This window comes from Streptosporangium sp. NPDC020072 (assembly GCF_040631445.1).
GTDB lineage: Bacteria > Actinomycetota > Actinomycetes > Streptosporangiales > Streptosporangiaceae > Streptosporangium.
On the sequence record NZ_JBEYAB010000005.1, the window covers coordinates 233,525 to 258,499 of the forward strand.

Genomic DNA, 24,975 nt, shown 5'->3' on the forward strand with positions numbered 1-24,975 from the left:
GAACACCAAGATCGAAGGAGGTGTAGATCACATGGTACTTCTCGACCTGCAGAGCCTGGAAGCCCCCGGGGGCGGCCACGGCGGCGGTGGCGGCAGCACGCTGACCGTCCTGGGCTGCGAGTCCCACACCCCGAGCAACCTCAGCCTGTTGCTCTGCCACTGACCCCCTCACCCTTCCAGCTCACCAGAAGTGGAGTCACACCATGGTTCTTCTCGACCTGCAGACCCTGGAGACCCCCGGCGGCGGCAGCGGCGGTGGCGGCGGCAGCACGCTGACCGTTCTCGGCTGCGAGTCCCACACCCCCAGCAACCTCAGCCTGCTGCTCTGCCACTGAGCCTCCCCCGAGGTTCTTCGCGTATCCCCCGGTAAGCGCTTTTCCCCCAGAAGTGGAGTTACACCATGGTTCTTCTCGACCTGCAGACCCTGGAGACCCCCGGCGGCCACGGTGGCGGCGGCGGCAGCACGCTGACCGTCCTGGGCTGCGAGTCCCACACGCCGAGCAACCTCAGCCTGCTGCTCTGCCACTAGTCAAGCGGATGCCCGGGACGGCCGGCGACGGCAGCCGTCCCGGGCATCGCCCTTTCCAGGAAATACCAAGAAATCTCAGGAAATACCGGGAAATACAAGGAAGCCCTCCACGAGAACCCGCGGCGAAGGAGGAACGGTGCGGACGGCGGATCGGCTGGTCACGCGGACGCTGAGGCACAGCGGTCCCTGGCTGTACGTGCTGGTGTTCACCTCCCTGGCGGGCGCGCTCGGCGAGCTCGCGCTCCCCTACGTCCTGGGCAGGACCGTCGACACGCTCGTGGCGGCCGGGCCCGCGAGCCGTACCTGGCTGGTGACCTGCGGGTCCGTGGTGGTTCTGATCGCGGCCTGCGACGTGCTGGGCGTCTGGGCGGCCGGGGGCGGCGGCGCGCGGGCCACCCGGTGGCTGCGACTGCGGATCCTGCGGCACGTGCTCGGGGCCGGTCCCGCGATGACCCGCCGTTTCCCCGAGGGGGACCTGGTCACCCGGATGGGCGTCAACGCCGACGAGACCGGGCGTGCGCCCGAGTCGATCGTCACCGGGGCCGCGCTGCTCGTCCCCACCGCGGGCGGCCTGGTCGCCCTCGTCCTCATCGACGTCTGGCTCGCCCTGACCCTGGTCGCCGGTCTGGTGCTCATCGCGTTCGTCCTGCGGGCCTTCCTCAGCACGACCACCTCCCTCGCCGGTGACTACCAGCGAACGCAGGCCGACATCGCCGCGCGCCTGGTCGACGCCCTCTCCGGGGCGCGCACGATCGCCGCGGCCGGCACCGAGGAGCGGGAACGGGCCCGGGTGCTCGCCCCCCTGCCCCGGCTGCGCGCGCACGCCATGGACATGTGGCGGGCCAACGCCCAGGCGGGGGTGAGGGCGGGGGCCGTGGTGCCGCTGCTCGAAGTGGCCGTGCTCGGCGTCGGCGGGCTACGGCTGGCCGGGGGCGACCTCACCGCCGGGGAGCTGTACGCCGCCGCCCGCTACGTCGTGCTCGGCGCCGGACTCGGTGCGGCGCTCGGCCACGTCGGCCGTCTGGCCAGGGCACGGGCCGCCGCGGGCCGCCTGGCGGAGCTGACCGAGGAGCCCGTGATCGCCTACGGAGGCCTGTCCCTGCCGGAGGGCCCCGGCACCCTGGAGCTGCGCGGTGTCGGCGCGGGCGTGCTCAGCGGGATCGACCTGGTCGTCCCCGGCGGCTCCTCGGTCGCCGTCGTCGGCAGGTCCGGCTCGGGCAAGTCCCACCTCGCCGCCCTCTCGGGACGGCTGGCCGACCCGGAGACCGGGCAGGTCCGCCTGGACGGCGTGCCGCTGCCCGACCTGTCCGCGGAGGCGCTCGGCGCGGCCGTCGGCTACGCCTTCGAGCGCCCGGTCCTGGCCGGTGGGACGATCTCCGGCGCCGTCGGCCTCGGCGTCGCCGAGACGGACGGCCGTGAGGCGGCCGTACACGCCGCCGCCCGTGCCGCGTGCGCCGACGGCTTCGTACGCAGGCTCCCCCTCGGGTACGGCACGCCGCTGCGCGAGGCCCCCATGTCCGGCGGGGAACGGCAGCGGCTCGGCCTGGCCAGGGCCTTCGCGCACGGCCGTCGCCTGCTCGTCCTCGACGACGCCACCTCCAGCCTGGACACCGTCACCGAGCGTCAGGTCAGCCGGGCGCTGGCGGGCGAGCTGGGAGGCCGTACCCGGATGATCGTGGCGCACCGGGCCGCGACCGCCGCCTCCGCCGACCTGGTGGTCTGGCTGGAGGAGGGGCGGGTGCGCGCCTGCGACACGCACACCAGGCTGTGGCGGGACCCCGCCTACCGGGCCGTCTTCCAGCCTCTACCGAGCCCTACGGTCACCGGGGCGGGTGCGTCGTGAGGGCGGCCGTACCGGGCGGTCCCGTCCGCCGGGCGTTGCTGCGCGAACCCCGCCTGCTGCTGAGGCTGGGCGCCTGGTCGGTCGCCGAGACCGCGCCCGCCCTCGTGGTCGGCCTGGCCGTGGCCAGGGCCATCGACGACGGTTTCGCCGCGGGCCGGGCCGGGATCGGCTTCGCCTGGCTCGCCGTGCTGGGCGGCGCCTGGCTGGTGGCGGCGGTGGGCGCGCGCCAGGTCGTGCTGACCGTCGGCGCCGTCGTCGAGCCCTTCCGCGAGGAGTTGCTCGACCACGTCGTCGGCGGCGCGCTGCGCCGTTCGGCCACGGCGGGGAACGGCCCAGGAACCGCCTCCGTCGCCCGGGCCAACCTCCAGGTCGAGCTGGCCAGGGACGCCCTGGCCTCGGTCATCACGGTCGTCAGGTCCTTCGCCTTCACCGTGGTGAGCGTCGTGCTCGGTCTGGGCGCCCTCGCCCCCGGTGTGCTCGTGCTGGTCCTGCCGCCGTTCGCCGCGGGCCTGTGCCTGTTCCTGCTCTCGCTGCCCGCGCTCGCCCGGCGGCAGCGGGAGTTCATCCTCGCCGACGAGCGCACCGCCGAGTCGCTCGCCGACATGGCGGGCGCGCTGCGTGACATCACCGCCTGCCGCGCCGGGTCGCGGGTGGCCGACGACCTCGGCCGTCAGGTGCGGCTGCAGGAACGGGCCGGGCGCGCCCTGGCCGGGGTGACCGCGCTGCGCACCGCCTCGCTCGCCGTCGGGGGCTGGCTTCCTGTGCTGCTTATCCTGGCCGACACCCCCTGGCTGGTACGCGGCGGGGCCGGGGCCGGGGTGATCCTCGGCGCCCTGGTCTACGTCACCCAGTCGCTCGCCCCCGCGCTGGGCAACCTCGTGCAGGGCCTCGGGATGAGCGGCGTCCGGCTGCGGGTCTCGCTCGAACGCGTCCTGCGCCACGGCGCCCCGCCCCGCCCCGAGGTGGAACGGCGCGCCCCCGGGGACGGCGGGGTACGGCTGCGCGACGTGTGGTTCGCCTACGGCCCGCACGCCGAGCCGGTGATCTCCGGCCTCGGCCTGTCGATCCCGGACGGCGACCACGTCGCGGTCGTCGGCCCCAGCGGCATCGGCAAGTCGACGCTGGCCGCGCTCGTCACCGGGGTGCTGCCGCCGGACGCGGGGGAGGTCCTGGTCGGCGGCGTTTCCGCGGGCCTGCTCGATCCGGCGAGCCGGGTGCTGATCCCCCAGGAGGCCTACGTCTTCCGGGGAACGCTGCTGGAGAACCTGACCTACCTGGCCGCCGCGGGAACGCCGGTCGAGGCCGTCGAGGAGGCGGTGGACGCGGTCGGGCTGACCGCCCTGGTCGCCAGGCTCGGCGGCCACTCGGCCGAGGTCGATCCTGGCCTGCTCTCCCCCGCCGAACGTCAGCTCGTCGCCCTGGCCCGCGCCTACCTGAGCCCCGCCCGCCTGGTGGTCCTCGACGAGGCGACCTGCCACCTGGACCCGGTCGCCGAGGCCGTCGCGGAGGAGGCCTTCGCCCGCAGGGGCGGCACGCTGCTGGTCGTCGCCCACCGGCTGACCTCCGCGAGAAGGGCCCGGCGGATCCTCGTCATGGACGGCGTCGACGTCCGGCTGGGGACCCACGACGAACTGCTCGCCTCGTGCCCGCCGTACGCGGAACTGGCCGGGCACTGGAACCCCGCCGAGAACCAGGAGCTTGTCCCATGATCTATCCGCCCGCCGAGCGGGAACCGGTCGTCGACCTTCTGGGCGGGCGGGCCGTACCCGATCCGTACCGGTGGCTTGAGGACGGGGACGACCCGAGGACGCGTGACTGGCTCGCCGCCCAGGACGAGCTGTGGCGTGCCCACGCCGCCACGCTGCCCGGCCGTGACGGGTGGCACGCCAGGGTGGCCGCGCTCACCGAGGCGGGGACCGCGGGGACGCCGATGTGGCGGGGCGGGCGCCGCTTCTTCCTGCGCCGTACGGCCGGGCAGGAGCACGCCGTGCTGTACACCGCCGCAGAGGGGGAGAACGTCAGGGCGCTCGTCGATCCGGGGGTGCTCGACCCCGGCGGCCTGGTCACGCTCGACCACTGGCAGCCGGACGCCGAGGGCCGTCTGCTGGCCTTCCAGCTGTCCAGGAGCGGGGACGAGCACTCGCGTCTGTACGTCGCGGACGTCGTGACCGGCGAGGTCGTGGACGGGCCGGTCGACCGTTGCCGCTACTCGCCGGTCGCGTGGCTGCCCGGCGGGAAGGCCTTCTTCTACGTGCGGGGACGCAGGGTCTGCCTGCACCGGCTCGGCACCCCCGCCGACGACGACGTCGTGGTCCGCGCCGAGGAACGCTCCTACGGCCTGGGGATCAGCGGAGACGGACGCTGGCTCACGGTCTCCGCGGGCCGTCCCGGCGGCAACGACCTGTGGCTGGCCGACCTGGTCGCCTCCTCCCCCGAACGGCCCGCGCTGCGGACGGTCCAGGAGGGGACGGACGCGGTGACGGTCGCCGCCGTCGGTCCCGACGGCCGCCTGTACCTGCTGACCACCCGGGACGCGCCCCGAGGCCGGCTGTGCGTCGCCGACCCGGAGCACCCCTCACCCGAGGGCTGGAGCGAACTGGTCGGCCCCGACCCGGAGGCCGTGATCGGGGACTTCGCGATCGCGGAGGGAACCGGAGGACCGGTGCTGCTGGTCGGCCGGACCCGGCACGCGACCGGCGAGATCGGCGTCCACGACCCGGTGACCGGGGAACGGCTCGGCCTGGTCCCCCTGCCCGGCCTCGGCTCCGTCGGGCACATGTCCACCCGTCCTGAGGGGGGACACGAGGTCTGGTTCACCTACACCGACGGCGTCACCCCGGTCGGTGTCCACCGCTACGACGCGCGCACCGGGCGGACAACGCTCTGGGAGGCGGCGCCCGGCGCCGTCGAGGTGCCCGAGGTCGAGTCGCACCGGTTCGTCTGCGTCTCGGCCGACGGCACCCCGGTGCGGGTGGTCGTCCTGGCCCGCCCGGGCGCGGGTCCCCGGCCCGCCGTCCTGTACGGCTACGGCGGATTCGGGCGCCCGCTGGCCCCGTCGTACTCCGGCTATGTGCTGCCCTGGGTCGAGGCGGGCGGGATCTTCGCGTTCGCCCAGGTGCGGGGCGGCGGCGAGGAGGGGGCCGACTGGCACAGGGCGGGCACACTCGGCCGCAAGCAGAACACCTTCGACGACTTCGTCGCGGTGGCCGAACACCTCGTCGCGGAGGGCTGGACCACCCCGGACCGGCTGGGCGTGTGCGGCGAGTCGAACGGCGGCCTGCTGGCGGGCGCGGTGCTGACGCAGCGTCCCGATCTGTTCGCCGCCGTGGTCTGCTCGGCCCCGCTGCTTGACATGGTCCGCTACGAGCGCTCCGGCCTCGGCCCCTCCTGGCGGGGTGAGTACGGCTCGGCCGACGACCCCGAGCAGTTGGGCTGGCTGCTCGGCTACTCCCCCTACCACCGGGTCGAGAAGGGCACGGACTATCCGGCGACGCTGCTGACCACCTTCGGCGGCGACTCCCGGGTCGACCCCCTCCACGCCCGCAAGATGTGCGCGGCCCTGCAGTGGGCGACCTCGGGAGACAGGCCCGTCGTGCTGCGCCACGAGGACGGCGTGGGACACGGGGCCAGGTCGGTCAGCCGGTCGGTCGGCCTGGCCGCGGACATGCTGGCCTTCCTCGCCCGGCACACCGGTCTCGAACCGGGAGCGCCTGGATCAGGCCCGTGAGCGGTAGCGGATCAGGCCGATCCGCCTGACGTCCTCGGGCCACAGCCAGCCCGACTCCTGGGCGATGGTGACCGCCTCGACCCTGGTTCTGGCCCCCATCTTGGCGAGGATCCGCGACAGGTAGTTTCGGACCGTTCCGCCGGAGAGGAAGAGCCGTTTGGCGATCTCGTTGACCGGCTCCCCCTCGGCCGCGACCTGGAGCACCTCAAGCTCGCGGGCGGTGAGCGGGTTCTCCCGCGCGTGGAGGGCGGCGACGGCCAGCTCCGCGTCGATGACCCGCTCGCCCGCGGCGACCCTGCGCACGCACTCGGCGAGTTCTCCCGCCGGGGCGTCCTTGACGACGAAGCCTCGCGCCCCGGCGTCGAGCGCGCGCCGCAGGGCGGCGGGGGTGGCCAGGCCCGTCAGCATGACGTTCTTGCAGGAGGGCAGCACCCTGGCCAGTTCGCAGGCCGCCGACAGGCCGTCGGTGCCGGGCAGCCCGATGTCGAGGAGGGCGACGTCCGGCCTGGCCCGCAGGCAGGAGGGCACCACGTCGTCGCCGTGACCGACCTCCTCGACCACCTTGATGTCATGCTCGACGGAGAGCAACGCGGCCATCGCTCCGCGAACGAGGTGCATGTCCTCGGCGATCAGGACGCTTATCACGGGTCGTGTCCCCTTTTCGGCGGGAAGCTTATGTGTTAATTGCTCCGGATGTCACCCGCGGAAATCATTGTGCTACCCGCCGGAACCGTTCGCCACCCGGATAGGCCAGACGAGTACCCACCCCCCGCGAATTACGCCTCCCCAGGGGCGCGAATCCGAACAATCGGATATCCGGAACGGCCCTTCCGCCCCCAGACCAGGTGAAATCCATCCTGCCCCGGCCTGCGTCCACGGTCCAGTCCACGACCACTCCCGCCCTGCCCACGATCGCAAAATGGACCTCCAACGCAAACATTCAAGGACTGCCACAATTCGTTAAACACGGCAGGTATCGGGAAATATCACGCATGGTCGGGAATTCGCCCTGATCCATTATCCTTTGTGAGCCGGCCGGAACCCCCGTCCCCTTTCCCGCCGATCATCTTCGCGCGCCTCACGTGCCGTACGGCCCCACCGCGGGCGCGGTGCCGTACGGCGTCAGGGCAGTGATTGTCGGGCCCAAGCCTTACGGTAGGGCGCGTGCCAGAGACGAACCACGAGATCACGCTCGACTCGGCCCTCTCCGAGGAGGCCGTGCTCGCCACCTACCGCCGCATGTTCGCCGCGCTCGCGCGCGACAGCGGCGCCGTGGTCGACGACCCCGTGCTGGTCGACATCGCCGAGACGCTGTTCGCGGCGTTCGCCGAGGCGGGCGAGGAGTGGCTGACCCACGAGCAGATGCGGCACGTCTGCCGGGCCTACCCCCTTGAGCTGTTCGAGAACCGTCTGCGGGTGCTCAGGGGTCTCGGCGCGATCCGTGAGGTCTTCCCCAAACCGAACCAGCTCCGCTACCGGGCGTCGTTCACCAGCGTGGTCGGGCTGATGTTCGTCCGGCGGATGATGGACGACGGCGGTCAGTCGGAGATGCACCGGCTGCTCGCCCTGGAGGACCTCAACGTCGCCGACCCCCGCACGACCATGGAGGAGGCGCGGCTCAGCGCGCAGAACCTGTCGCGGGCCTTCAGGCTGTGGGCGCTGGAGCTGATCACGCTGACCGGCGGCACCATCGAGGAGCTGCGTGAGCAGGCGCCCAAGCTCTGGGGCACCGAGGAGATCGCCCGCAGGGCGCAGAGCCTGCACGCCACGATCCTCACCCGCTGGCCCGACCTGGACCGCACCTGCACCGAGCTGCGCGCCTCGATCTACTCCTACAGCGACGCCTCCCGCCGGGCCGCGGGCCGTCTGGCCGACTCCGCGGGCACGACCAGGAACCTCACCCTGCTGCCCGCCGAGACCTGGCGGACGTTCGCCCAGACCGCGCCCAGGGAGCGGCTCGCCGCCGTGCTCGACGGGTTCGTCTTCGACGTCCCCGCGCCGTGGCACGATCCTGCGGCGATCGTCAGGGCCGTTGACGAGAGTCCCCGGCCCGCCCCCGCGCAGCCGACGCCGCCGCGTTCCGCGCTGCCCGATCCCGGTCCCGCCGACTCCCACGAGCCCGGTGGCGGCGGGCTCGACCACCTCACCGCCGTCGCCGAGGCGGCCCTCGCCGGGCGGCCGAGCGCCCGGCTTGAGGAGCTTCTCACCGCGGACGGCGAGTGGGTCTCCGCGCGCAGACTGCTGGCCGACCTCGTCTCGGCCGACCTTCGTCCCGAGTCCCCCTACCGGCTGCGCTGGTCGGACGCCCTCACCGCGGACCCGGACGGGGAGCCGTCATGGCTCTCGCACGGGCTCCTGGAGAGGACGGGCCATGACGCCTGAGCTGGCGCACGCGCGGGCCAGGGCGACCGGCCCCCTCACGCTCGGCGCGGGTGAACCCGCTCCTCCGGGGATGACCCGGCTCGGCAACCCCGACGGGACCGGTACGGCGCTGCCCGCCTGGCCCGACGGGGCGACGCCGTCCCTCCTCGACGAGTACCAGGTCGCGCCGGTGAACGTGGAGCGGGCCGGAGAGACGAGGCGGGTGCTGGCCGCGGCGCTGAAGTGCTGCTGGAACGACCTGTCCGCCGATCCGTGGCCCGGCTCCCCCGCGCCGGTCGAGGACGTGCTGTCCGCCTACCGGGCGCTGATCGGCCGCGGTGACGACCTCATGCGCAACTGGGCGATCGGCGCGCTGCGCCGCCTGCACGACTCGGCCTGGCTTGAGGTCGACGCCGGTCTCGTACGGCTCGGCCCCCGCTGCGCCGGCTGGCCCGCCGCCTCCCACGCCCAGCTCAGGGAGTTGCTGCGGCGTCTCCCCTCGGGAGAGGACGGTTCCGCCGGACTCGACGTCCTGCCCGCCCCTGACAGGCCACAGGACAGGACCGGGCGGCAGGCCGCCGAGGAGACCGGGGCGGGCGCGACCGCGAGCGTCTCCGAGCCCGACGGGGTCGACGAGGACCTGCTCGCCCCCTTCGACGAGCGGCGCAGGGCCGAGATCGTGGCCGCCTTCATGGCGGTCGAGCACGCGGCCGAGCCGGTCGGCGAGGCGCGTTTCCCCGCGCTGCGCGATCCGGCGCCGCGCCGTACGGTCGCGGAGATGCTGCGGCGGCGGGGCCGCGTCCTGGTCCAGGACCGTGAGCGGTGGACCTCCGGCTACGAGGACGGGACGGCCGCGCTGGCCGGGTCCTCCCTCGGGGAGGCCGAGCGCGCGGTGCTGGTGCTGGTGCTGGTCCACTCGGTGGCCATCCCCCGCGCCGACGGGCTGTTGCCCGCCGACAGCTGGCTGTCTCCGTTCCCCGCCCAGGTCGACGAGCTGCGCAGGCACACCAGGCTGCCGGTCGGCGAGCTGGACGCGGCGCTGCGGACGTTGCGCCACGCGGGCCTGGTCACGCAGGTCAAGGCGGGAGAGGAAGCCGGAGGATACGTCCCCGGGCCGCAGTTCCACCGGTTGACCCCGCAGGCCAGGCGCCGTCTGCAGGAAGAGCTGATCCTCGCCGCGGGGCCGCACACCCCGCTGGCCGCGGCCGTGAGGGCCAACCGCCGATGAGACAGAAGAAGGGAACGACAGGGGTGACCGAGCAGCCGGACCCGTCAGCCGGGGACTCGCCGGACAACGCAGGCGGGCGAGCGGGGCAGGCCAGTCTGGTGCCCGTCGAGGCCAGGGTGGCGGCGCCGGGTGAGAACGTGGTCGGCGACCGGGTGCTGATCGCCGTGCAGGCGGTCAACATCTCCCGGCTGTCCACCCACCCGGTGCCGACGGTGCCGGGGACGCTGATCGTGGTCGCCGGGGCGGGCCCGAAGGACTCCAACGGCGCGGGCAAGTCCTCGTTCATCGCGATGATCACCGCGTTGCTCGGCGACGAGCAGTGGCGCTTCGCCTCCGGGGCGAAGGCGGTCTCCGAGCTGCTGTTCAACGCCGAGCTCGCCGCGGGCGGGGGCGGAAGGACGTGGGCGAGCGCCGACCACGGCTACATCGTGGGCGTCTTCGCGAACGCCGGCGACGGGCGGGCGGGCACCGGCGGGCTGGACGACGCGCTGACGGTGTGGCTGCGGGTCAACCAGGAGGCCCCGCACCTGGAGATCCGCTGGACCCCCGGGGTGTGCGTGGCCACGGCCTCCTCGGAGGCCGAGCGGGTGACGCGGGCCGACCACCTGTGGGCGACGCTGCCCCGCTCGGCGGGCCGCAGGGACGTCGTCGCCCGTGACCTGACCAGGTTCCTGTACGGCGACCGGGTCAGGTGCGTGTCGTTCCTGTCCACCTCGGTGCGCAGCAAGGTCGCGACGAACCTGCTGTCCCAGCCGCTCAACGAGATCTCCCCCGAGCGGGTCTTCGAGGCCATCGCCGCGCTGACCGGCCTGGACACCGAGCTGGACCAGGAACGCGACGCCCGGCGCGACGAGCACGCCAAACGGGTGCGGGCGGCGCGGGCCGCCGAGTTGCTCAGGGAGTTCGAGGACGAGTCGCGGGCGCTGCTTGAGACCTTCGACCGGCGTGACCGGGCCAGGATACGGCTGGCCGAGGGGATGCGCGGCTGGCGTGGGCGGCTGGCGCGCAGGCTGGCCGACACCGCGCGGCGGGACGAGGCTCTCGCCGCCGACCTGGAGCGGGCGACGGCGGAGGGTGAGCGGGCGGCCGAGGCCGTCGCCGAGGTCCGGGCGGAGATCGCGACCCTGAAGGACGACACGCTCGACCGCGGCCTGGCCGAGGCCCGCAGGGAGCTGACCGCCCTGCAGGCGCGGACGGCCAAGCTGGACGCCGACCGCGCGGTCGCGGAGAACGCGGTCGACGAGCTGCGCGGGCAGATCCCCGGCCTTGAGGAACAGCGGCGGCTGGCCGACGGCCGTGACGTGCGGACCGCCGAGGACGAACTCGGGCAGGCCAGGCTCAGGCTCAACGAGGCGCTGAAGGCCCTGGGTGTCGCCGACCGCGAGGCCGAGGGGGCCAAGGCCGCGCTCGACGACGCCGAGGGCGGCCCGGCCGCGGCACAGCTCAACGCGCTCGCCGCGGCGGGGGTCGAGGCGAGCGGCCTGCTCGACGCGCTCGACGTCGCCGAGCACGCCAGGGACGACACGGGCGGCCTTGCGGGGCGGGCGGTCGCCGCGGCTCTCGGCGCCCGTGGCTGGCCGAGGGAGCACGCCGTGGTCGTGGACGCCGCCGACCTGGCGTCCGCGGCGCGGGCGCTGGCCGCGCTGCCCGGCTCCGTGCTGGTCAGCGCGGCGGGCGTCACCGTCGTCGGGGCGTTCGAGGCGGTCACGACCGGCAGGGAGGCCCGCATCAAGGCCGCCGAGCTGCGACTGCACCGGGCGCGTGACGCGCAGGAGGTGGCCGCGGAGACGGTGCGCGCCGCCGAGGACGGCGTCGCGGAGGCCGGGCGGCGGCTGGAGGGGGCCAGGGCCGCCGTACGGCTCGCCGACGTCGAGCGGCGGCTGGCCGAACGGCGGGCCGCGCTCACCGGTCTCACCGAGGCGCTGGCCGAGGCCGGGCCGAAGGTGGGTGAGGCGGAGCGACGGGCAGGCGCCCTCGACTTCCGTGCCAGGACCAGGAACATGGAGATCGAGCGCCTTGAGGGGCGAAGGGCCGGGCACGAGGCGGAGCGCGACCGGGCGGCCGAGCGGGCGGCCGCGATCACGGCGGAGCGGCAGGCACTCGGCATCGAGACGCTGGCCGCCGAGTGGGGCGGCACCGCGCAGAGCGCCCGCGAGTGGCTGGAGGCGCTGGGCGAGCAGGAGTCCCCGCTGACGGCCGAGGAGTGGTGGCGGGCCGCGGAACGCCGCCTCGACGAGGCGCTGCGCGACACCTTCCCCGGCGAGGACGACGAGATGCCCGAGGAACTCGCCTTCCTGGTACGGCGGCGCACCGAGCCCGGCGCCGGGCGCACCGCGCGTGAGCAGACGACCTTCCCCGGCGTCTGCGCCGCCCTGGCGTCCTACCTGCGCGGCCAGGAGGAGTACGAACGTCACCAGCGCCGTCAGATCGAGTCCCAGCTCGCCACCAGGCAGCGTGACCTCGCCGCCGCGGCGAAGGGCGCCGAGGAGGCCGCGCAGTCGACCGCCGTGCACCGGGCGGCGTTGAGCGCGGCGATCAAGGCGCGCCTCACCCGGGTCGCCGAGGAGTTCGACCGGCTGGACACCTCCTACGGCGGCTACGGCGCGACGCTGGAGTTTCCCGTGCCGCCCGCGCCCGCCGACCCCGAGCAGCGCTGGGCGTGGCGGGTCACCCCCAGGTGGCGCAGGGGCGAGGGTCAGGGCTTCGTGCCGTACAACCGGCGGGCCAACACGGCGTTGATGGACGAGAAGGCGGTCAAGCTGGTCTGCGCCGCGGCGATCGCCTCCTCCGGCGGCGGCCACCTGTGCCTCGTCCTCGACGAGCTGGGCCGCAACCTGGGCAAGGAGCACCGCAGGGAGGCCGTGGCGCTGTTCCGCAAGATCGGCGAGACCTACGGCATCACCGTGATCGGCGCGCTCCAGGACGACATGGAGCCCTACGCGGTCGACGCCTGCGGGCAGTACATCAAGCTGCGCCGCTCCTCCGACGCCATGCCGTACAACGAGCCGCCGGTGATCGTCGGTCATGACGCCCACGCGGAGCGGGTGCGGGCGCTGGCCGCCGCGGTGGGCAGGCGGACACCGGAGACGGACGGTGCGGAACAGGTGATGAGGGACGAACGGTGAGAGAGGGGCGGCGAACCAGATAATCTCGCATGAGGTGCGGCCGGTGACGGCCGGGAGGGTCAGGGAGGATCGGTGTCGGCGTCGCCGCTGGATCGGACACCCCAGAAACACGACCTCTACCGGGCGATGGCGCTGGCGCTGCGGGTCGGTGAGCTGCTGCTCGGCAGCGGCGAGAGCACCGAGACGGTCTCCGGTGCCATGCGCAGGATCACCAACGCCTACGGCGTGCCGCACTGCGAGGCGGACGTCAACCTGTCGGCCATCACGCTCTCGCACGTCCCCTCCGACGGGAGCGTCCCGGTCACCGCGGAACGCCGGGTACGGCGCCGCCTGCCCGACTACGACCGGTTGATCGCGGTCCACGAGATGATCAGGGAGACCGCGGGCGGATCCATGCCGCTTGAGGAGGCCGAGTCCCGGCTGCGGAAGGTCACCCGCCGGGTCCGGGTCTACCCCGACTGGTTCCTGGTCACGGCGCTCGCGCTGATCGCGGCCTCGGCGAGCATCCTGGTCGGCGGCGGAGCGCTGGTCGCGACGGCGGCGTTCGCGGCGACCGTGCTCGGCGACCGGGCGAGCGCCTGGCTGGCCAGACGCGGGGTCGCGGAGTTCTTCCAGCTCACGGTCGCGGCGATGCTCGGCTCGCTGGTCGCGGTGCTGATGCTCGCGATCGGCGCGCCGGTGCGGGCGGAGGCCGTCGTGGTCGGCGCGGTCGTCGCGCTGCTGCCCGGACGGCCGATGGTCGCCTGCGTGCAGGACGGCATCGCGGGCGAGTACGTCACGGCGACCGGGCGGCTGTTCGAAATCTTCTTCATCCTGACCGCGATCGTGTCGGGCATCGGCATCACGCTGTACGCCGCCGTCCGTCTCGGGGTGCCGCTGACGGTGGAGAACGTGCCGTCCGCGCCGCTGCTGATCAGGCCTGAGCAGCTGCTCGGGGCCGTGGGGGTGACGCTGTCGTTCGCGGTTGCGCTGCTCGTGCCGCCCCGCCATCTGTTCGCGGCGGCGCTCGGCGGCGCGATGGTCTGGGTGGTCTTCGTGCAGCTGCACGTCTGGCAGGTGCCGGTCGTCCTGGCCACCGCCGTCGCCGCGGCGGTCGTCGGGCTGTTCGGCGGCGCCTACGCCCTGCGTGCCCGGGTCCCCTCGATGGTGATCACGATCCCGGCGATCGGCTCGCTGCTGCCGGGGACCGCGCTCTACCGGGGCATGCTTGAGGTCAACCTGGGCCACGGGGGCGCGGGGCAGGAGAGCCTGCTCCAGGCCCTGTCGACCGCGCTCGCCCTGGGCGCGGGCGTCATCCTCGGCGGAGAGGTCGTGCGCGCGGTCACCGGTTCCGACCTGACCAGGAGGGTCAGGCGACGGGGTGGCCGTACCCGCGCGTTCATCAGCCGTCCCGCCGCCCGCCGTACGCGGGGCTACTGAGCCCGAAGGCCGTCCATCACCAGGCCGAGGAGGCGTTCTGAGGTGTCGTCGCCGCAGTGCTCGCCGATCCAGGCGACCGCGTTGACGAGGCGCATCAGGTCGGTCCCGGTGACGTCGTCGCGTACGGTGCCGGTCCGCTGGGCGGCGGCCAGCAGCGCCGACCCGCCCGCGCGGGTCTGCTGGCAGGCGCCGTACAGCTCGGAGGCCGGGTCGTTGAGGCTGCTCATCAGTGTCGCGGCCAGTCCCCGGTAGACGGTGGCGTGGGCCATCAGGTGGCGCGTCCACTCAAGGAGCGCCTCCTGCGGGGAGTCCGAACCGAGCAGTTCGCGGGCCTGTGTGTCGAGGGTGACCAGACCGTCGTGGAGCACGGCCTCCAGCAGCGCCCTGCGGGTGGGGAAGTGCCGGTAGAGGGTGCCGATGCCGACCCCGGCGGCCCTCGCGATCTCCTCCAGGGACGCCTCGGTGCCCTGCTCGGCGAAGGCCACCCGCGCGGCGGCCAGCAGTCGTTCGTAGTTGCGCCGCGCGTCGGCCCGCATGGGGCGCTGGGTGGTCGCCACCTTGACTCCTCACTTTCCCGGCGTTCTCCACACATCTACTCGGAGACCGCCTCCGCATACCCTACCGCCCGGCCTGTGCCGCCGGTCAGGGCTCGTCAGGGCTCGTCAGGGCACGGTGACCTCGACGGTCGAGCCCTTGCGGCCCTTGCTGACGCGTAGCTGCGCCGGGACGCGGGAGCGCAGTTCGGTGACGTGGCTGACGATGCCGACGGCCCTGCCGCCGTCGCGCAGGCCGTCGAGGATGTCCAGCACCCCGTCGAGGGTCTCCTCGTCGAGGGTGCCGAACCCCTCGTCGATGAACAGCGCCCCGATCTCGACTCCCCCGGCCTCGGCGCTGACCACGTCGGCCAGGCCGAGGGCGAGCGCCAGCGAGGTGATGAAGCTCTCACCGCCGGACAGGGTCGCCGGGTCGCGGTCCCTGCCGGTCCAGCCGTCCACGATCCGCAGGCCGAGCCCGCCTCCCGACCTGCTGCGGTCGCCCGCCGTACGGCCGAGGCCGTGTTCGAGGAGATAACGGCCGCCCGACATGCGGTCGAGGCGCTCGTTGGCCGAGTCGACCACCTGCCGCAGGCGCTCGCCGAGCACGAAGGCGGAAAGGCGCATCTTCCAGCGGTTGTCGCCCGAGGTCCCGCCGGTCAGGGCCGCCAGCCCCTCTGCGACGTGGTGGCGCCGCCGCGCGGGCCCCCAGCGGTCCAGGCATCCCGCCAGCTCGGCGCCGAGCGTGACGAGCCTGGCGAGCCGGGCCCGCGCCTGGTTCGCCGCGGACAGCAGCCTCGCCTGGGCGGCCTCCGCGGCGTCACGCGCGGCGCGCAGCCCGTCGAGGTCGGGTTCGGGCTCCGCGGCGGCGGCGACCAGTTCGGGGTCGGCCAGCAGGGCGGTGACCGCGACGCGTTCCCTTTCGAGCTCGCGCAGCCGTTCGGCCTTCTCCTCCCGCTCGGCCGACGGGCGGAAGGCCGCGAGCGCGTCCTCGACACCGGAGAAGCCCGCCTCGACGGCCGCGGCCGTGGCCGTGACACGGGCCGCCGCCAGCTCCGCCGTGGCCGTCCGCTCCAGCCGGGTCGCCTCGACGGCCTCCGTGAGCAGCTCCGCCTCCTCCGCCAGCCGGTCCAGCCTGGCGGCCAGTGTCGGGTCGTCGCCCCGTGCCTCGTCCAGTCGCGCGGTCAGCCGCTCGATGTCCGCGTCCAGCCTCTCCCGCCGCGTACGGCGGGCGGCCAGCGTGACCGCGAGTTCGCGCGAGAGCTCCTCAAGCCTGACCTGTTCGTCCGCGGTCCGCGCGGCCTCCTCGGCCAGCGCGGGTTCGGCCCGCGCCGACTCGGTGAGCCCGGCCAGCGCCTCCTGCGCCCGCGCGAGTTCCCGCGCGGCCTGCTCGGCCGGGACGTCCGTCTCCTCGGACGCCTCCCGGTGCGCCGCCGCCAGTTCCGCGGCGCGACCGGCCGCCTCCGCCGCCGCGGCGAACAGGGCCGCCTCCCGCGTCAGGCGCTCCCTGCGGGCCTGGACGGTCGGGTCGGCGCCGCGTGCCTCGTCGAGCCGGGCGGTCAGCCTGTCCTGTTCCGCCCGCCACTCCTCCTGGCGGGTACGGCCTCCGGCGAGCAGCCGCGCGGCGTCGGCCGCCCCGGTCCGCGCCTCGTCGAGTTCGGCCGTCAGACGCTCCGCCTTCTCGGCGAGGGCGCTCTCCGTCTCCGCGACCGCCGTCAGGGCGGCCAGCGCGCGCCGTACCTCGTCGAGGGCCTCCCGCGCCTGCTCCACGGGCGTGTCCCCGGCCACGGCGAGGGCCTCTTCGAGGCGTGAGGTGAGGGCGGCGACCGCGGTCTCGGCGTTCCTGCGCCGTTCCACGGCGGCGTCGTGGTCGGTCTGGGCGGCGCGCTCGTCCTCGGGGGTCGGGGCCCGCCCCGACCTGGCCGCCGGGTGAGGGTGTTCGGGAGAGCCGCAGACGGCGCAGGGTTCGCCGGGAACGAGTTCGGCCGCCAGTTCCGCGGCCATGCCGTCGATCCTGGCCTGCCGGAGGTCCTGGAGGCGGTCGCGAAGCCGCTGGGCGAGGTCGACGGCCTCGGCCTGGAGCGTCCTGGCGGCGTCGAGTTCGGCGCGCAGGCCGTCGCGGCGTCCGGCCGCGTCGAGTCCGGCCGCGGCGGCGGCGGCACGTGCCCGCGTCTCGGGGATCTCCGCCGCCCTGGTCCTGACCTCGGTGAGCTCCGCGGTGACCTCGGCGAGCCCGGCCGGGAGTTCCGCGCACCGCGCGCCAAGGGCCGTCTCCCGCTCCTGCGCCTCGGCGAGTTCGGCGTCGAGCACGGCCAGCGGCCCGGCCAGTTCGGTGAGCCTGGCCTCGTCGCCGCGCAACCCCTCAAGCCCGGCGAGCAGCCGCCCGTGCTCCCGTTCCCGTACGGCCAGCAGCTCGCGGGTGCGCGCCTCGTCCCCCGGACGGTGCTCCACCGGATCGGGCAGCCTGCCCAGCACCGTGGCCAGGTGTCCTCGCGCCTCCTCCAGGGCGACGGCCAGGCCGTCCCGCCGCTCCACGGCCTTCAACCGGGCCAGCGCGGCGTCACGCGCCGACTCCGCGGCCGGGACCCGCGCGGCGTCCAGGCGGGCGGCGGAAAGCCTTGCCTCCGCCTCGCATCTGAGGCCGGGCAGAACCCCAAGACGGCTGTCGGTCTCCTTCTGGCGGGCTTCCAGCTCCGCGATCTCCCGGGTGAGCGTCGCACGCTCCAGGAGGTCCTTCGACAGCAGCGGTTCCTGCGTGCGCAGTTCCTCCAGCCTGGTGATCTCCTCCCGCCGGTCGAGCGCCATCGCGGCCAGCCGTTCGACGCCGGCCGCGTTCTCGCCCGCTGCCCCGGCTGCCGGCCCGATCAGGGGCAGGGCTCGGGCGACGGCGTCGGCGGCCATCCGGTGCGCCTTGGTCGCGGTCTCCTCCCGCTGCTCGGCGGCCCGGATCACGGGCAGCACCCGGTCGGCCCTGGCCGCCTCGTCGAGCACGTCCTCCAGATCGGCCCGTTCCTGCGCGCTCTCCCCGAGGGCGCGTTCGCGCGCCACCGCCTCGGCGTGGCGGCGGCGCCGGTCGGCGAGCGCGTTTCCCTGCTCAAGGGCGGCCCGCGCCAGCCGTACGGTCTCCAGGACACCGTCGTTGTCGCGGCCCGCGCCGGCCTCGGCGTCGGCGGCGAGCGCCTCGATCGCGGCGGCCCAGGCGAGCGGGTCCTCCTCACTGGAGGAGTCCCCGGCGTTCTCGGCGAGAAGGGCGAGCAGTTCGGGGCCCGCCGCCTCCTCGATGCGTTTGACGGCGAAGTCGACCTCGGTGCGCAGGCTCTGCTGCTCGCGGAAGGCCTCGGTGCGCCGGTCGGCGAGCCACGCCTCGGCGCCGGCGTAGACCCTCACGGAGAACAGCCGTTCGAGCACCCTGCGGCGGTCCTCGCCGTCGGCGCGCAGGAACCTGGCGAAGTCCCCCTGCGGGAGCATCGCCACCTGGAAGAACTGGTCGGCGTTCATGCCCAGCAGGGTGCCGATCAGCTCGCCCGCCTCGTCGACCCGCGTGGTCAGCCCGGTCCACTCTCCCGCAGGGGTGAACTCCTGGACGAGTGCCTTCTCCTTCTCCCCGGTCATGCCCTCTCCCCTGAGCTTGGGGCGCTGCCAGGCCGGGGAACGGGTGATCTTCAGCCGCCGCCCCCTGAGGGTGACCTCCAGGGCGACCGAGGGCCCCCTGCCGGGTGGGGCGTGGTCGCAGCGCAGGCTCTTGGCGTTGTCGCGCCTGCCGGGCACCCTGCCGTACAGGGCGTAGCAGAGCGCGTCCAGCACGGTGGTCTTGCCCGCGCCGGTCGGGCCGTGGATCAGGAACAGCCCCGCCTCGGCGAGGGCGTCGAAGTCGATCTCCTCCTCACCCGGGAAGGAGCCGAACGCGGTGATCCACAGACGGTGCGGGCGCATCTACGCCATCGCCTCCCTGATTCGGCAGTTCTCAATGGCCTCGCGGAGCAGCGTGGTCTCCTCGGGGTCGGCCTCCTCGCCCCGGACCTCACGGACGAAGTCGAGCGCCACCTCGATCTCCGGTTTTCCGGCGAGCCTCGGCCGTACCGCGCCCTGCTGGGTGCCGCCCTCGGGCTCGAAGGAGAGGCTGAGGGTGTGCGGGAAGCGGGTCCTGAGGCGTTCCATGGCCTCCTTCGGCCTGACCGGGTCGGTCAGCGTGACCTGGAGCCAGTGGTCCTCGTAACCCGCGTGGTCCGCCGAGGTCAGCAGGTCGTCGAGACGTCCCCTGCGCGTGGCGATCGGCCGGGGGACGGGGGCCTCGGCGAACTCCGCGCTCACCCGCCCCCGCGCGTCGACCTCCACCAGCCACGAGCCCTTCACCTGACGCTCCTCGGAGAAGGAGTAGGCGACCGGGGAGCCCGAGTACCGTACGGTCTCGCTCATCCGCTGGCGGCCGTGCAGGTGGCCGAGCGCCACGTAGTCGACGCCGTCGAAGACGGAGAGCGGGACGTGCTCGACCCCGCCGACGCTGATGTCGCGCTCGCTGTCACTGGCCCGCCCGCCGGTGACGAAGGCGTGGGCGAGCACGACCGAGCGGGTCCCCCGGCGGGCCAGGTCCGCGCGGACCAGGGACATGGCGTGCCCGAGCGCCGCGGTGTGGGTGCGTTCGGGCAGCTCCCACGGTTCGCGCACCAGCTCGGGTTCCAGGTAGGGGATGCCGTAGAAGGCCACCTGCCCGTCGCCCGAGGGGTCCTCGACGAGGACCGGCTCGCCCGCCCGCGCGGGGTCGGTGCGCAGGTGGACGCCCGCCGCGTCGATCAGGTCCGCGCCGAAGCCGAGCCTGCGGGCGGAGTCGTGGTTGCCGCTGATCAGCACGGTGCGCACCCGTTCGCCGACCAGCCGCCGCAGGGCCTGGTTGCACAGGTCGACCGCGTCGACCGAGGGCAGCGCCCTGTCGTAGACGTCGCCGGAGACGACGACCACGTCGATCCGTTCGCTCCTGATCGTCTCGATCAGGTGGTCGACGAAGGCGCCCTGGGCGTTCAGGAGGCTCTCGCGGTGGAAGGAGCGGCCCAGGTGCCAGTCGGAGGTGTGGAGCACGCGCATGTCACGTGAAGCTAACAGGCCTCGAACGCACACGAGACCACTGTGACCACTCTGCTCCCATTCGTCCTGTCGGGTGTGACCGGCCGTGGGTACGCTGAAGATCGTACGTTTCTCCCGGAGGCGAACAACGACCAGGGAGCGATCGGCATGCGAGCTGGCCGAGGCGTGGTGAGCGTGGCCGCGGGTGTGGTCCTGCTGGCCCTGGCGACGGTCGGCTACACCCTGCCGCCTCCCTTCGATCCACCGCCGCTGAACGTGGACCCGATCTTCCAGAACCTCCCCGCCCAGCCCGCCGCGGAGACCAGGCCGGTCTCGGCGAACGGGCGTTTCTCCGTTGAGGACATCACCGTCGACGCCGGGGACACGACGCTCGACGCGACGATCCGCGCGCCGCTGTCCCCCGGCAGGCATCCCGCCCTGGTCTTCGTCCAGGGGGCGGGTCCCGGGGTGCGTGACGAGTTCACCGACCAGGCCGAGTGGCTGGCCGGGGCGGGGATCGTCACGCTCGTCTACGACAAGCGGACCGTCCGCTACGACTTCCGCAACCGCGACTTCGAACTGCTGGCCGAGGACGCCCTGCGCCTGCTGGCCAGGCTGCGGCTGCGCGCCGACGTCGACCCCGCCAGGACCGGCCTGTGGGGGGTGAGCGAGGGCAGCTGGGTGGCGCCGATCGCCGCGGCCAGGAGCCGGGACGTCGGGTTCACCGTGCTGGTCTCCGCGCCGAACGTCTCACCGTTACGCCAGGTCACCTGGGCGCTCGGCGAGCAGCTCGACCGGCTGCACGCCCCCGCGGGGACCAGGGAGCTGCTGGTCAGGGCGATGAGCGCGGTGCACATGAACTTCCTGCGCCACGACGGCATGCCCGCGCTGCGCAGGGTGCGCGCCCCCGTCCTGGCCCTGTACGGCACGAGCGACCCGTCGATCCCGTTCGTCGAGAGCAGCAAGGCCCTGACCGGCGCGCTCGCCGAGGGAGGCAACCCCGACTACACGATCCGCTACCTGAAGGGTGCCGACCACGGCATGCGCCTGCACGGCGGTCCCTTCGCGCCCGGGTATCTGGAGACGCTGGCCAACTGGGTCACGGGACTGCCGGGAACCGCCAGACCCGCCGCGCACATCGCGGGCGCGACACCCGTACAGCGCTACGAGGCCAGCGAGGTCCCCGCGGCGCCGTGGTACGCGGGCGGGGCGGTCCTGGGGATGACGCTGTGCCTGACCGCGGTCGGCTACGTGGTCGGACCGGTGACCGAGATGGTGCTACGGCTGCGCGGGCGGCCGTCCGGCGAGACCGGCGCCAGGGTCTGGCCACCGGTCAGGCGCAGGTTCCGGCGGATGGCGTGGACCGGAGCCGGGCTGCTGGTCTCGGTGGTCGCGCTCATCACCCTGCTGGTGCTGTTCTCGGTCAACCAGGCGGGGGCCTGGCCCGCGGTGCTCGCCGGGTGGCTGGTCATCAGGATGCTGGCCGTACTCATGCTGTTGCAGGAGGTCACGGCCGGCGCGGCGGTCGTCTCCGGGCTGCGGGAGGGCTGGCGGCCGAGCCGCCCGCAGTGGGCCGCGATCATCGGGGTGCTCGGCGGGACCGGCCTGCTGCTGGTCGCCGCGGCCTACTACGACCTGTTCTCCTTCCCCTGGTAGAGGTTCCCCTGGTAGAGGCCCTCCGGAAAGGTCTGGTTCGCCGGAGCGCATGGTCACCTCCGGACCGGGTTTCGGCCAAGAAAGTCACAGCCTTAGGAAATATGTCAGGATAAAGGCGGATTTCTTTTCCAAGGTGTTCATCCGTACGTCGCCCCTCGGCCTCGGCGCCCGCCCTACCATCTCCCCTGCGGCGCTCAAGCGCGTGGGGAGATCGGGGAAGCGGGTGCAGGACGGATCAAGGCGACCGGGACCACGGGGGCCGCGAAGGCTCGGCGCGGTCGTCGGCTGGACGGCCCTGTCGGCGATACTGCCCGGCGCGGGGCACCTACGGGCGGGATGGCGCAGGACCGGGATCGCCCTGCTGTCGGTCTACGCCCTGCTGCTGCTCGGCGTGCTGTGGGTGCTGCTCACCACCGACCTCGGAGACCTGGCCGGGCTGCTGGTCACCTCGACCTGGCTGTCCGCCATCACGATCGGCGCCCCGGTCCTCGGCCTGGCCTGGTTCGTCCTGGTCGTGCACTCCTTCACGGTGCTTCGGCCCGGCATGCTCCGCGGCCCCGCACAGGCGGTCGCGGGGGTGATCGCGGGCCTGCTCGCCATCACGGTCGTGCTGCCGTTCGGCCTGGCCGGGCAGTACGCCACGGTCTCGCAGTCGGCGCTCGACCGGATCTTCAGCGCCCCGCCGGCCACCCCCGCCCCCCGGGCCAGTTCCTCCCAGGAGAGCGATCCGTGGGAGGGCAGGACCCGGGTGAACATCCTGCTGCTCGGCGGTGACGCCGACACCCACCGGATCGGCGTACGGACCGACAGCATCAACCTGGCCAGCATCGACGTCAGAACCGGCAACACCGTACTGCTCGGCCTGCCGCGCAACCTGGAGAACATCCGGTTCGTCCCCGGCTCCCCGATGGCCAAGCGCTTTCCCAACGGCTTCCGGCTGCCCGCCAACCCGGACGGCTCCCGCGAGGACCTGCTGTTCTCGGTCTGGGAGTACGCCGACTCCCACCCGGAGCTCTTCGGCGGACGCAAGAACCAGGGTGCCAGGACCCTCATGGAGACGGTCGGATACACATTCGGCCTGCGGGTCGACTGGTACGCCCTGGTGAACATGTGGGGCCTGGCCCGGTTGATCGACGCCATCGGCGGCCTGCGGCTGACCGTGCCGCAGGACATCGTCTTCGGCAAGTACAACGAGGGCCTGGTCAAGGCGGGGACCCGCAGGCTCGGCGGGGCGGACACCATGTGGTTCGCCCGCTCGCGCACCTTCAGCGACGACTACACCCGGATGGGCCGCCAGCGCTGCGTGCTGAGCGCCCTGCTCCAGCAGGCCGACCCGGCGACCGTACTCTCCCGGTTCAACCGGATCGCGCTGGCCACCAGGGAACTCCTCCAGACCGACATCCCACGGCCGATGCTGGAGCACCTGGTGCCGCTGGCCCTGAAGGTGAAGAGCGCCGAGGTGACCAGCGTCCAGTTCGTCCCGCCGCTGATCAGCACCGGCTACCCCGACTGGGCCAAGATCCGCTCCCTCACCGCCAAGGCCGTCCACACCTCATCCACCGCTTCGGCGTCCCGGGAACGACTCGCCGCCCCCGCGACTCCCACCTCAGGCACCACCGCCACGCCAGGGGTCACCTCTTCTCCGGGCGCCACCGCCTCTTCGGGCGCCACCGCTTCTCCGAGCGCCACTACTTCTCCGAGCGCTACTGCTTCTTCGGGTGCCACCGCCGGCCCGAGCGGCGCGCGGGACACAGGAACCGCCTCCAAGTCGGGCAAGCCGACGGAACCGGCCCCGGTCAAGGAGATCAACGAAGGCTGCGCCTGACCTCGGAGCACGGCTGAGTACGGCGCACGCCCAGCGCGCCCTCCCACACTCTGGAGCATCGGCGCCCAACCTCTGAACACGGCGGTGTACGGCGCACGCTTCGCCCCTCCCGTCCACGCCGGTCGATGCCATCGCGCCTGCGGACGACCTCGGCGAGGAGGGTTCCTGGCGAGGATTGTGGGCACGACGGCCTCAGTGAGGAGGCTCCCGGATGACCTCTGTGGGGCTCGCGGACGACCTCAGTGAGGGGGAACGGCCACACCTCACCGCCTTGGTGAAGCCTTCTTCAGCGACGGCCTGTCCCGCCCGAGAGGCTTTTTCTCAAGGAAAGCGACCGGCGAAGGAGGGTGGCGTCGCCCGTCGCCGATCCCGGCGGTCGGCTACTCTCGATCATCCGGACCACATCAGTGGTCGAACACGCCGTTCTTCACCCCTCCGACGAAGGCGTTCCATCCGGCGGGAGCGAAAAGAAGTTTGGGACCGTCCGGGTCTTTGCTGTCACGAACGGCGACCGCCCCGGGAAGGTTCACGGCCACCTCCACACACTGACCGCCGTTGTCTCCGGAACGTGACGACTTTCGCCATGCAGCGGCGCTCAAGTCCATGCCCCTCCCTTTCTCCGATCGCCCGAACCAGGTCAGCGGTCGAACTCACCGGTCTTGACTTCACCAACGAAGGACCTCCACGCATGAGGGGCAAAGAACAGCTTGGGACCGTCCGAGTCCTTGCTGTCACGAACGATGACCATCTCGGGAAGGTTCACGGCTACCTCCACACACTGACCGCCGTTCCCTGAAGACAGCGATGATTTCCGCCACACGGCGGCGCTCAGGTCCACTCGCGTCTCGCTTTCTCGATCATCTTGAGGGATGCGCGTTCAGGATAAGCCCACAGACGTATCGCCTCATATCGCTCCTGAATCAGGGTCACGAGTTCGCAGTCAGCCGTGACATGCCCCTGGGCTGGTGAGTCCGCATGGACGGTGACCGGGTTCCCATCAGGAAGCTCGGCAATCATAAAGGCCCCCGCCAAACCTGGAAGACAGTCCGGGTCGACAACCTGAATGGAGACCGCAGGACGCTCAACGATCTTCAGAAGACAGTCCAATTGCTCACGCATCACCTTGGCATCGCCGACCTTGCGATGCAGTACACCGGCGTCGACGAGCACGAGGACAAGTGGAGGGCTGTCACGATCGAGGATTCGCTGTCGCCGCATTCGCGCTTCGACCTGATTCTGAACCACTTCGGCAGTGGCCCTGGGCTCCAAGCCGAAAAGGTGCCGGGCATAGGCCTCCGTCTGGAGGAGTCCAGGAATCAGGAGGGGGTCCCAGGATCGTAGGACGCGGGCGGTGGGCTCGATCTCCTCGGCCCAGCTCCGGAACCAGACCGGGCCGCCGGGTTGGGCGGTGATGCGCTCGTAGAGCCGGACGAAGGAGACGCCGCTCTCGGCGCCGAAGAGCCGGTCCAGTCGTTCGGCGTCGGACTTCGACGGGCTCCGGGTGGCCTTCTCCAGGCGACTCACCTGGGTCTGGGTGCAGCCAAGACGGGAGGCCACGGCGGCCTGTGAGAGCTGGGCGCCCTCCCGCAGACGGCGCAGTTCGACACCGAACCGCACACGCGGAGACGCGGGATCGAGCGCCGGCACCACTTCCATCGCATTCCCTCCCGA

19 protein-coding genes are annotated in these 24,975 nt (G+C 73.1%); 12 read left to right on the top strand and 7 right to left on the bottom strand.

Annotated features, from left to right (window positions below; translation table 11 throughout):
• The first annotated feature begins 31 nt into the window (after positions 1–31).
• The 6 genes from ABZ470_RS13510 to ABZ470_RS13535 all read left to right on the top strand — a co-directional run bounded on the left by ABZ470_RS13510 (position 32) and on the right by ABZ470_RS13535 (position 6,099).
• Positions 32–163: a SapB/AmfS family lanthipeptide gene (locus tag ABZ470_RS13510; RefSeq protein ID WP_352011529.1), complete on the top strand. Its 132-nt coding sequence runs from the start codon at positions 32–34 to the stop codon at positions 161–163.
• Positions 164–203: 40 nt separating this feature from the next.
• Entirely contained in the window at positions 204–335 is a 132-nt protein-coding gene (locus ABZ470_RS13515; RefSeq protein WP_352011528.1) for a SapB/AmfS family lanthipeptide, read from the top strand.
• Between the two features lie 65 nt (positions 336–400).
• Positions 401–529 carry a SapB/AmfS family lanthipeptide gene (locus ABZ470_RS13520; protein WP_352011527.1) on the top strand — a complete coding sequence of 43 codons (129 nt, stop codon included), beginning with the start codon at positions 401–403 and terminating at the stop codon, positions 527–529.
• A gap of 136 nt (positions 530–665) precedes the next feature.
• Positions 666–2,372, top strand: coding sequence for an ABC transporter ATP-binding protein (locus ABZ470_RS13525; protein WP_362911512.1), 1,707 nt, complete (start codon positions 666–668; stop codon positions 2,370–2,372).
• The gene (locus ABZ470_RS13530; protein ID WP_362911513.1) at positions 2,369–4,081 is read left to right on the top strand and encodes an ABC transporter ATP-binding protein; all 1,713 of its coding nucleotides are present in this window, start codon (positions 2,369–2,371) and stop codon (positions 4,079–4,081) included. The genes ABZ470_RS13525 and ABZ470_RS13530 overlap by 4 nt, the downstream gene beginning before the upstream one ends.
• A complete protein-coding gene (locus ABZ470_RS13535) occupies positions 4,078–6,099 on the top strand; it encodes a prolyl oligopeptidase family serine peptidase (protein ID WP_362911514.1) in 2,022 nt (673 codons plus the stop codon). The genes ABZ470_RS13530 and ABZ470_RS13535 overlap by 4 nt, the downstream gene beginning before the upstream one ends.
• Here the strand turns inward: ABZ470_RS13535 and ABZ470_RS13540 are convergent.
• Entirely contained in the window at positions 6,088–6,744 is a 657-nt protein-coding gene (locus tag ABZ470_RS13540; protein WP_352011523.1) for a response regulator transcription factor, read from the bottom strand. The genes ABZ470_RS13535 and ABZ470_RS13540 overlap by 12 nt on opposite strands.
• Positions 6,745–7,263: 519 nt before the next feature.
• Between ABZ470_RS13540 and ABZ470_RS13545 the strand changes: the two genes are divergently transcribed.
• The 4 genes from ABZ470_RS13545 to ABZ470_RS13560 all read left to right on the top strand — a co-directional run bounded on the left by ABZ470_RS13545 (position 7,264) and on the right by ABZ470_RS13560 (position 14,232).
• Complete coding sequence (locus tag ABZ470_RS13545; protein WP_352011522.1) at positions 7,264–8,481, top strand: hypothetical protein; 1,218 nt, start codon at positions 7,264–7,266, stop codon at positions 8,479–8,481.
• On the top strand, positions 8,471–9,688 hold the full coding sequence (locus ABZ470_RS13550; RefSeq protein ID WP_362911515.1) for a hypothetical protein: 1,218 nt from the start codon (positions 8,471–8,473) through the stop codon (positions 9,686–9,688). The genes ABZ470_RS13545 and ABZ470_RS13550 overlap by 11 nt, the downstream gene beginning before the upstream one ends.
• Before the next feature lie 23 nt (positions 9,689–9,711).
• On the top strand, positions 9,712–12,813 hold the full coding sequence (locus tag ABZ470_RS13555) for a chromosome partitioning protein ParA (protein ID WP_362911516.1): 3,102 nt from the start codon (positions 9,712–9,714) through the stop codon (positions 12,811–12,813).
• Between the two features lie 72 nt (positions 12,814–12,885).
• Positions 12,886–14,232 (top strand): threonine/serine exporter family protein, encoded by a 1,347-nt coding sequence (locus tag ABZ470_RS13560; RefSeq protein ID WP_352011519.1) that lies wholly within the window; start codon positions 12,886–12,888, stop codon positions 14,230–14,232.
• Here the strand turns inward: ABZ470_RS13560 and ABZ470_RS13565 are convergent.
• From ABZ470_RS13565 to ABZ470_RS13575, 3 genes are all read right to left on the bottom strand, one after another.
• On the bottom strand, positions 14,226–14,789 hold the full coding sequence (locus ABZ470_RS13565; RefSeq protein ID WP_352011518.1) for a helix-turn-helix domain-containing protein: 564 nt from the start codon (positions 14,787–14,789) through the stop codon (positions 14,226–14,228). The two genes, ABZ470_RS13560 and ABZ470_RS13565, sit on opposite strands and share 7 nt — an antisense overlap.
• A gap of 105 nt (positions 14,790–14,894) precedes the next feature.
• Complete coding sequence (locus tag ABZ470_RS13570) at positions 14,895–18,698, bottom strand: AAA family ATPase (RefSeq protein WP_362911517.1); 3,804 nt, start codon at positions 18,696–18,698, stop codon at positions 14,895–14,897.
• On the bottom strand, positions 18,699–19,844 hold the full coding sequence (locus ABZ470_RS13575) for an exonuclease SbcCD subunit D (RefSeq protein WP_362911518.1): 1,146 nt from the start codon (positions 19,842–19,844) through the stop codon (positions 18,699–18,701).
• A 147-nt stretch (positions 19,845–19,991) separates the two neighbouring features.
• On the opposite strand from ABZ470_RS13575, the gene ABZ470_RS13580 reads away from it, so the two are divergent.
• Entirely contained in the window at positions 19,992–21,479 is a 1,488-nt protein-coding gene (locus ABZ470_RS13580; RefSeq protein ID WP_362911519.1) for a prolyl oligopeptidase family serine peptidase, read from the top strand.
• A gap of 223 nt (positions 21,480–21,702) precedes the next feature.
• Positions 21,703–23,304: an LCP family protein gene (locus tag ABZ470_RS13585; protein ID WP_362911520.1), complete on the top strand. Its 1,602-nt coding sequence runs from the start codon at positions 21,703–21,705 to the stop codon at positions 23,302–23,304.
• A 404-nt stretch (positions 23,305–23,708) separates the two neighbouring features.
• Here ABZ470_RS13585 and ABZ470_RS13590 read toward each other — a convergent pair whose 3' ends face one another.
• The 3 genes from ABZ470_RS13590 to ABZ470_RS13600 are packed head-to-tail and all read right to left on the bottom strand — an operon-like array spanning position 23,709 to position 24,960.
• On the bottom strand, positions 23,709–23,909 hold the full coding sequence (locus ABZ470_RS13590) for a DUF397 domain-containing protein (protein ID WP_362911521.1): 201 nt from the start codon (positions 23,907–23,909) through the stop codon (positions 23,709–23,711).
• Between the two features lie 32 nt (positions 23,910–23,941).
• Entirely contained in the window at positions 23,942–24,142 is a 201-nt protein-coding gene (locus ABZ470_RS13595) for a DUF397 domain-containing protein (protein WP_362911522.1), read from the bottom strand.
• Positions 24,133–24,960 (bottom strand): helix-turn-helix transcriptional regulator, encoded by an 828-nt coding sequence (locus ABZ470_RS13600; RefSeq protein ID WP_362911523.1) that lies wholly within the window; start codon positions 24,958–24,960, stop codon positions 24,133–24,135. Before ABZ470_RS13600 ends, ABZ470_RS13595 begins: the two co-directional genes overlap by 10 nt.
• Positions 24,961–24,975 lie beyond the last annotated feature (15 nt).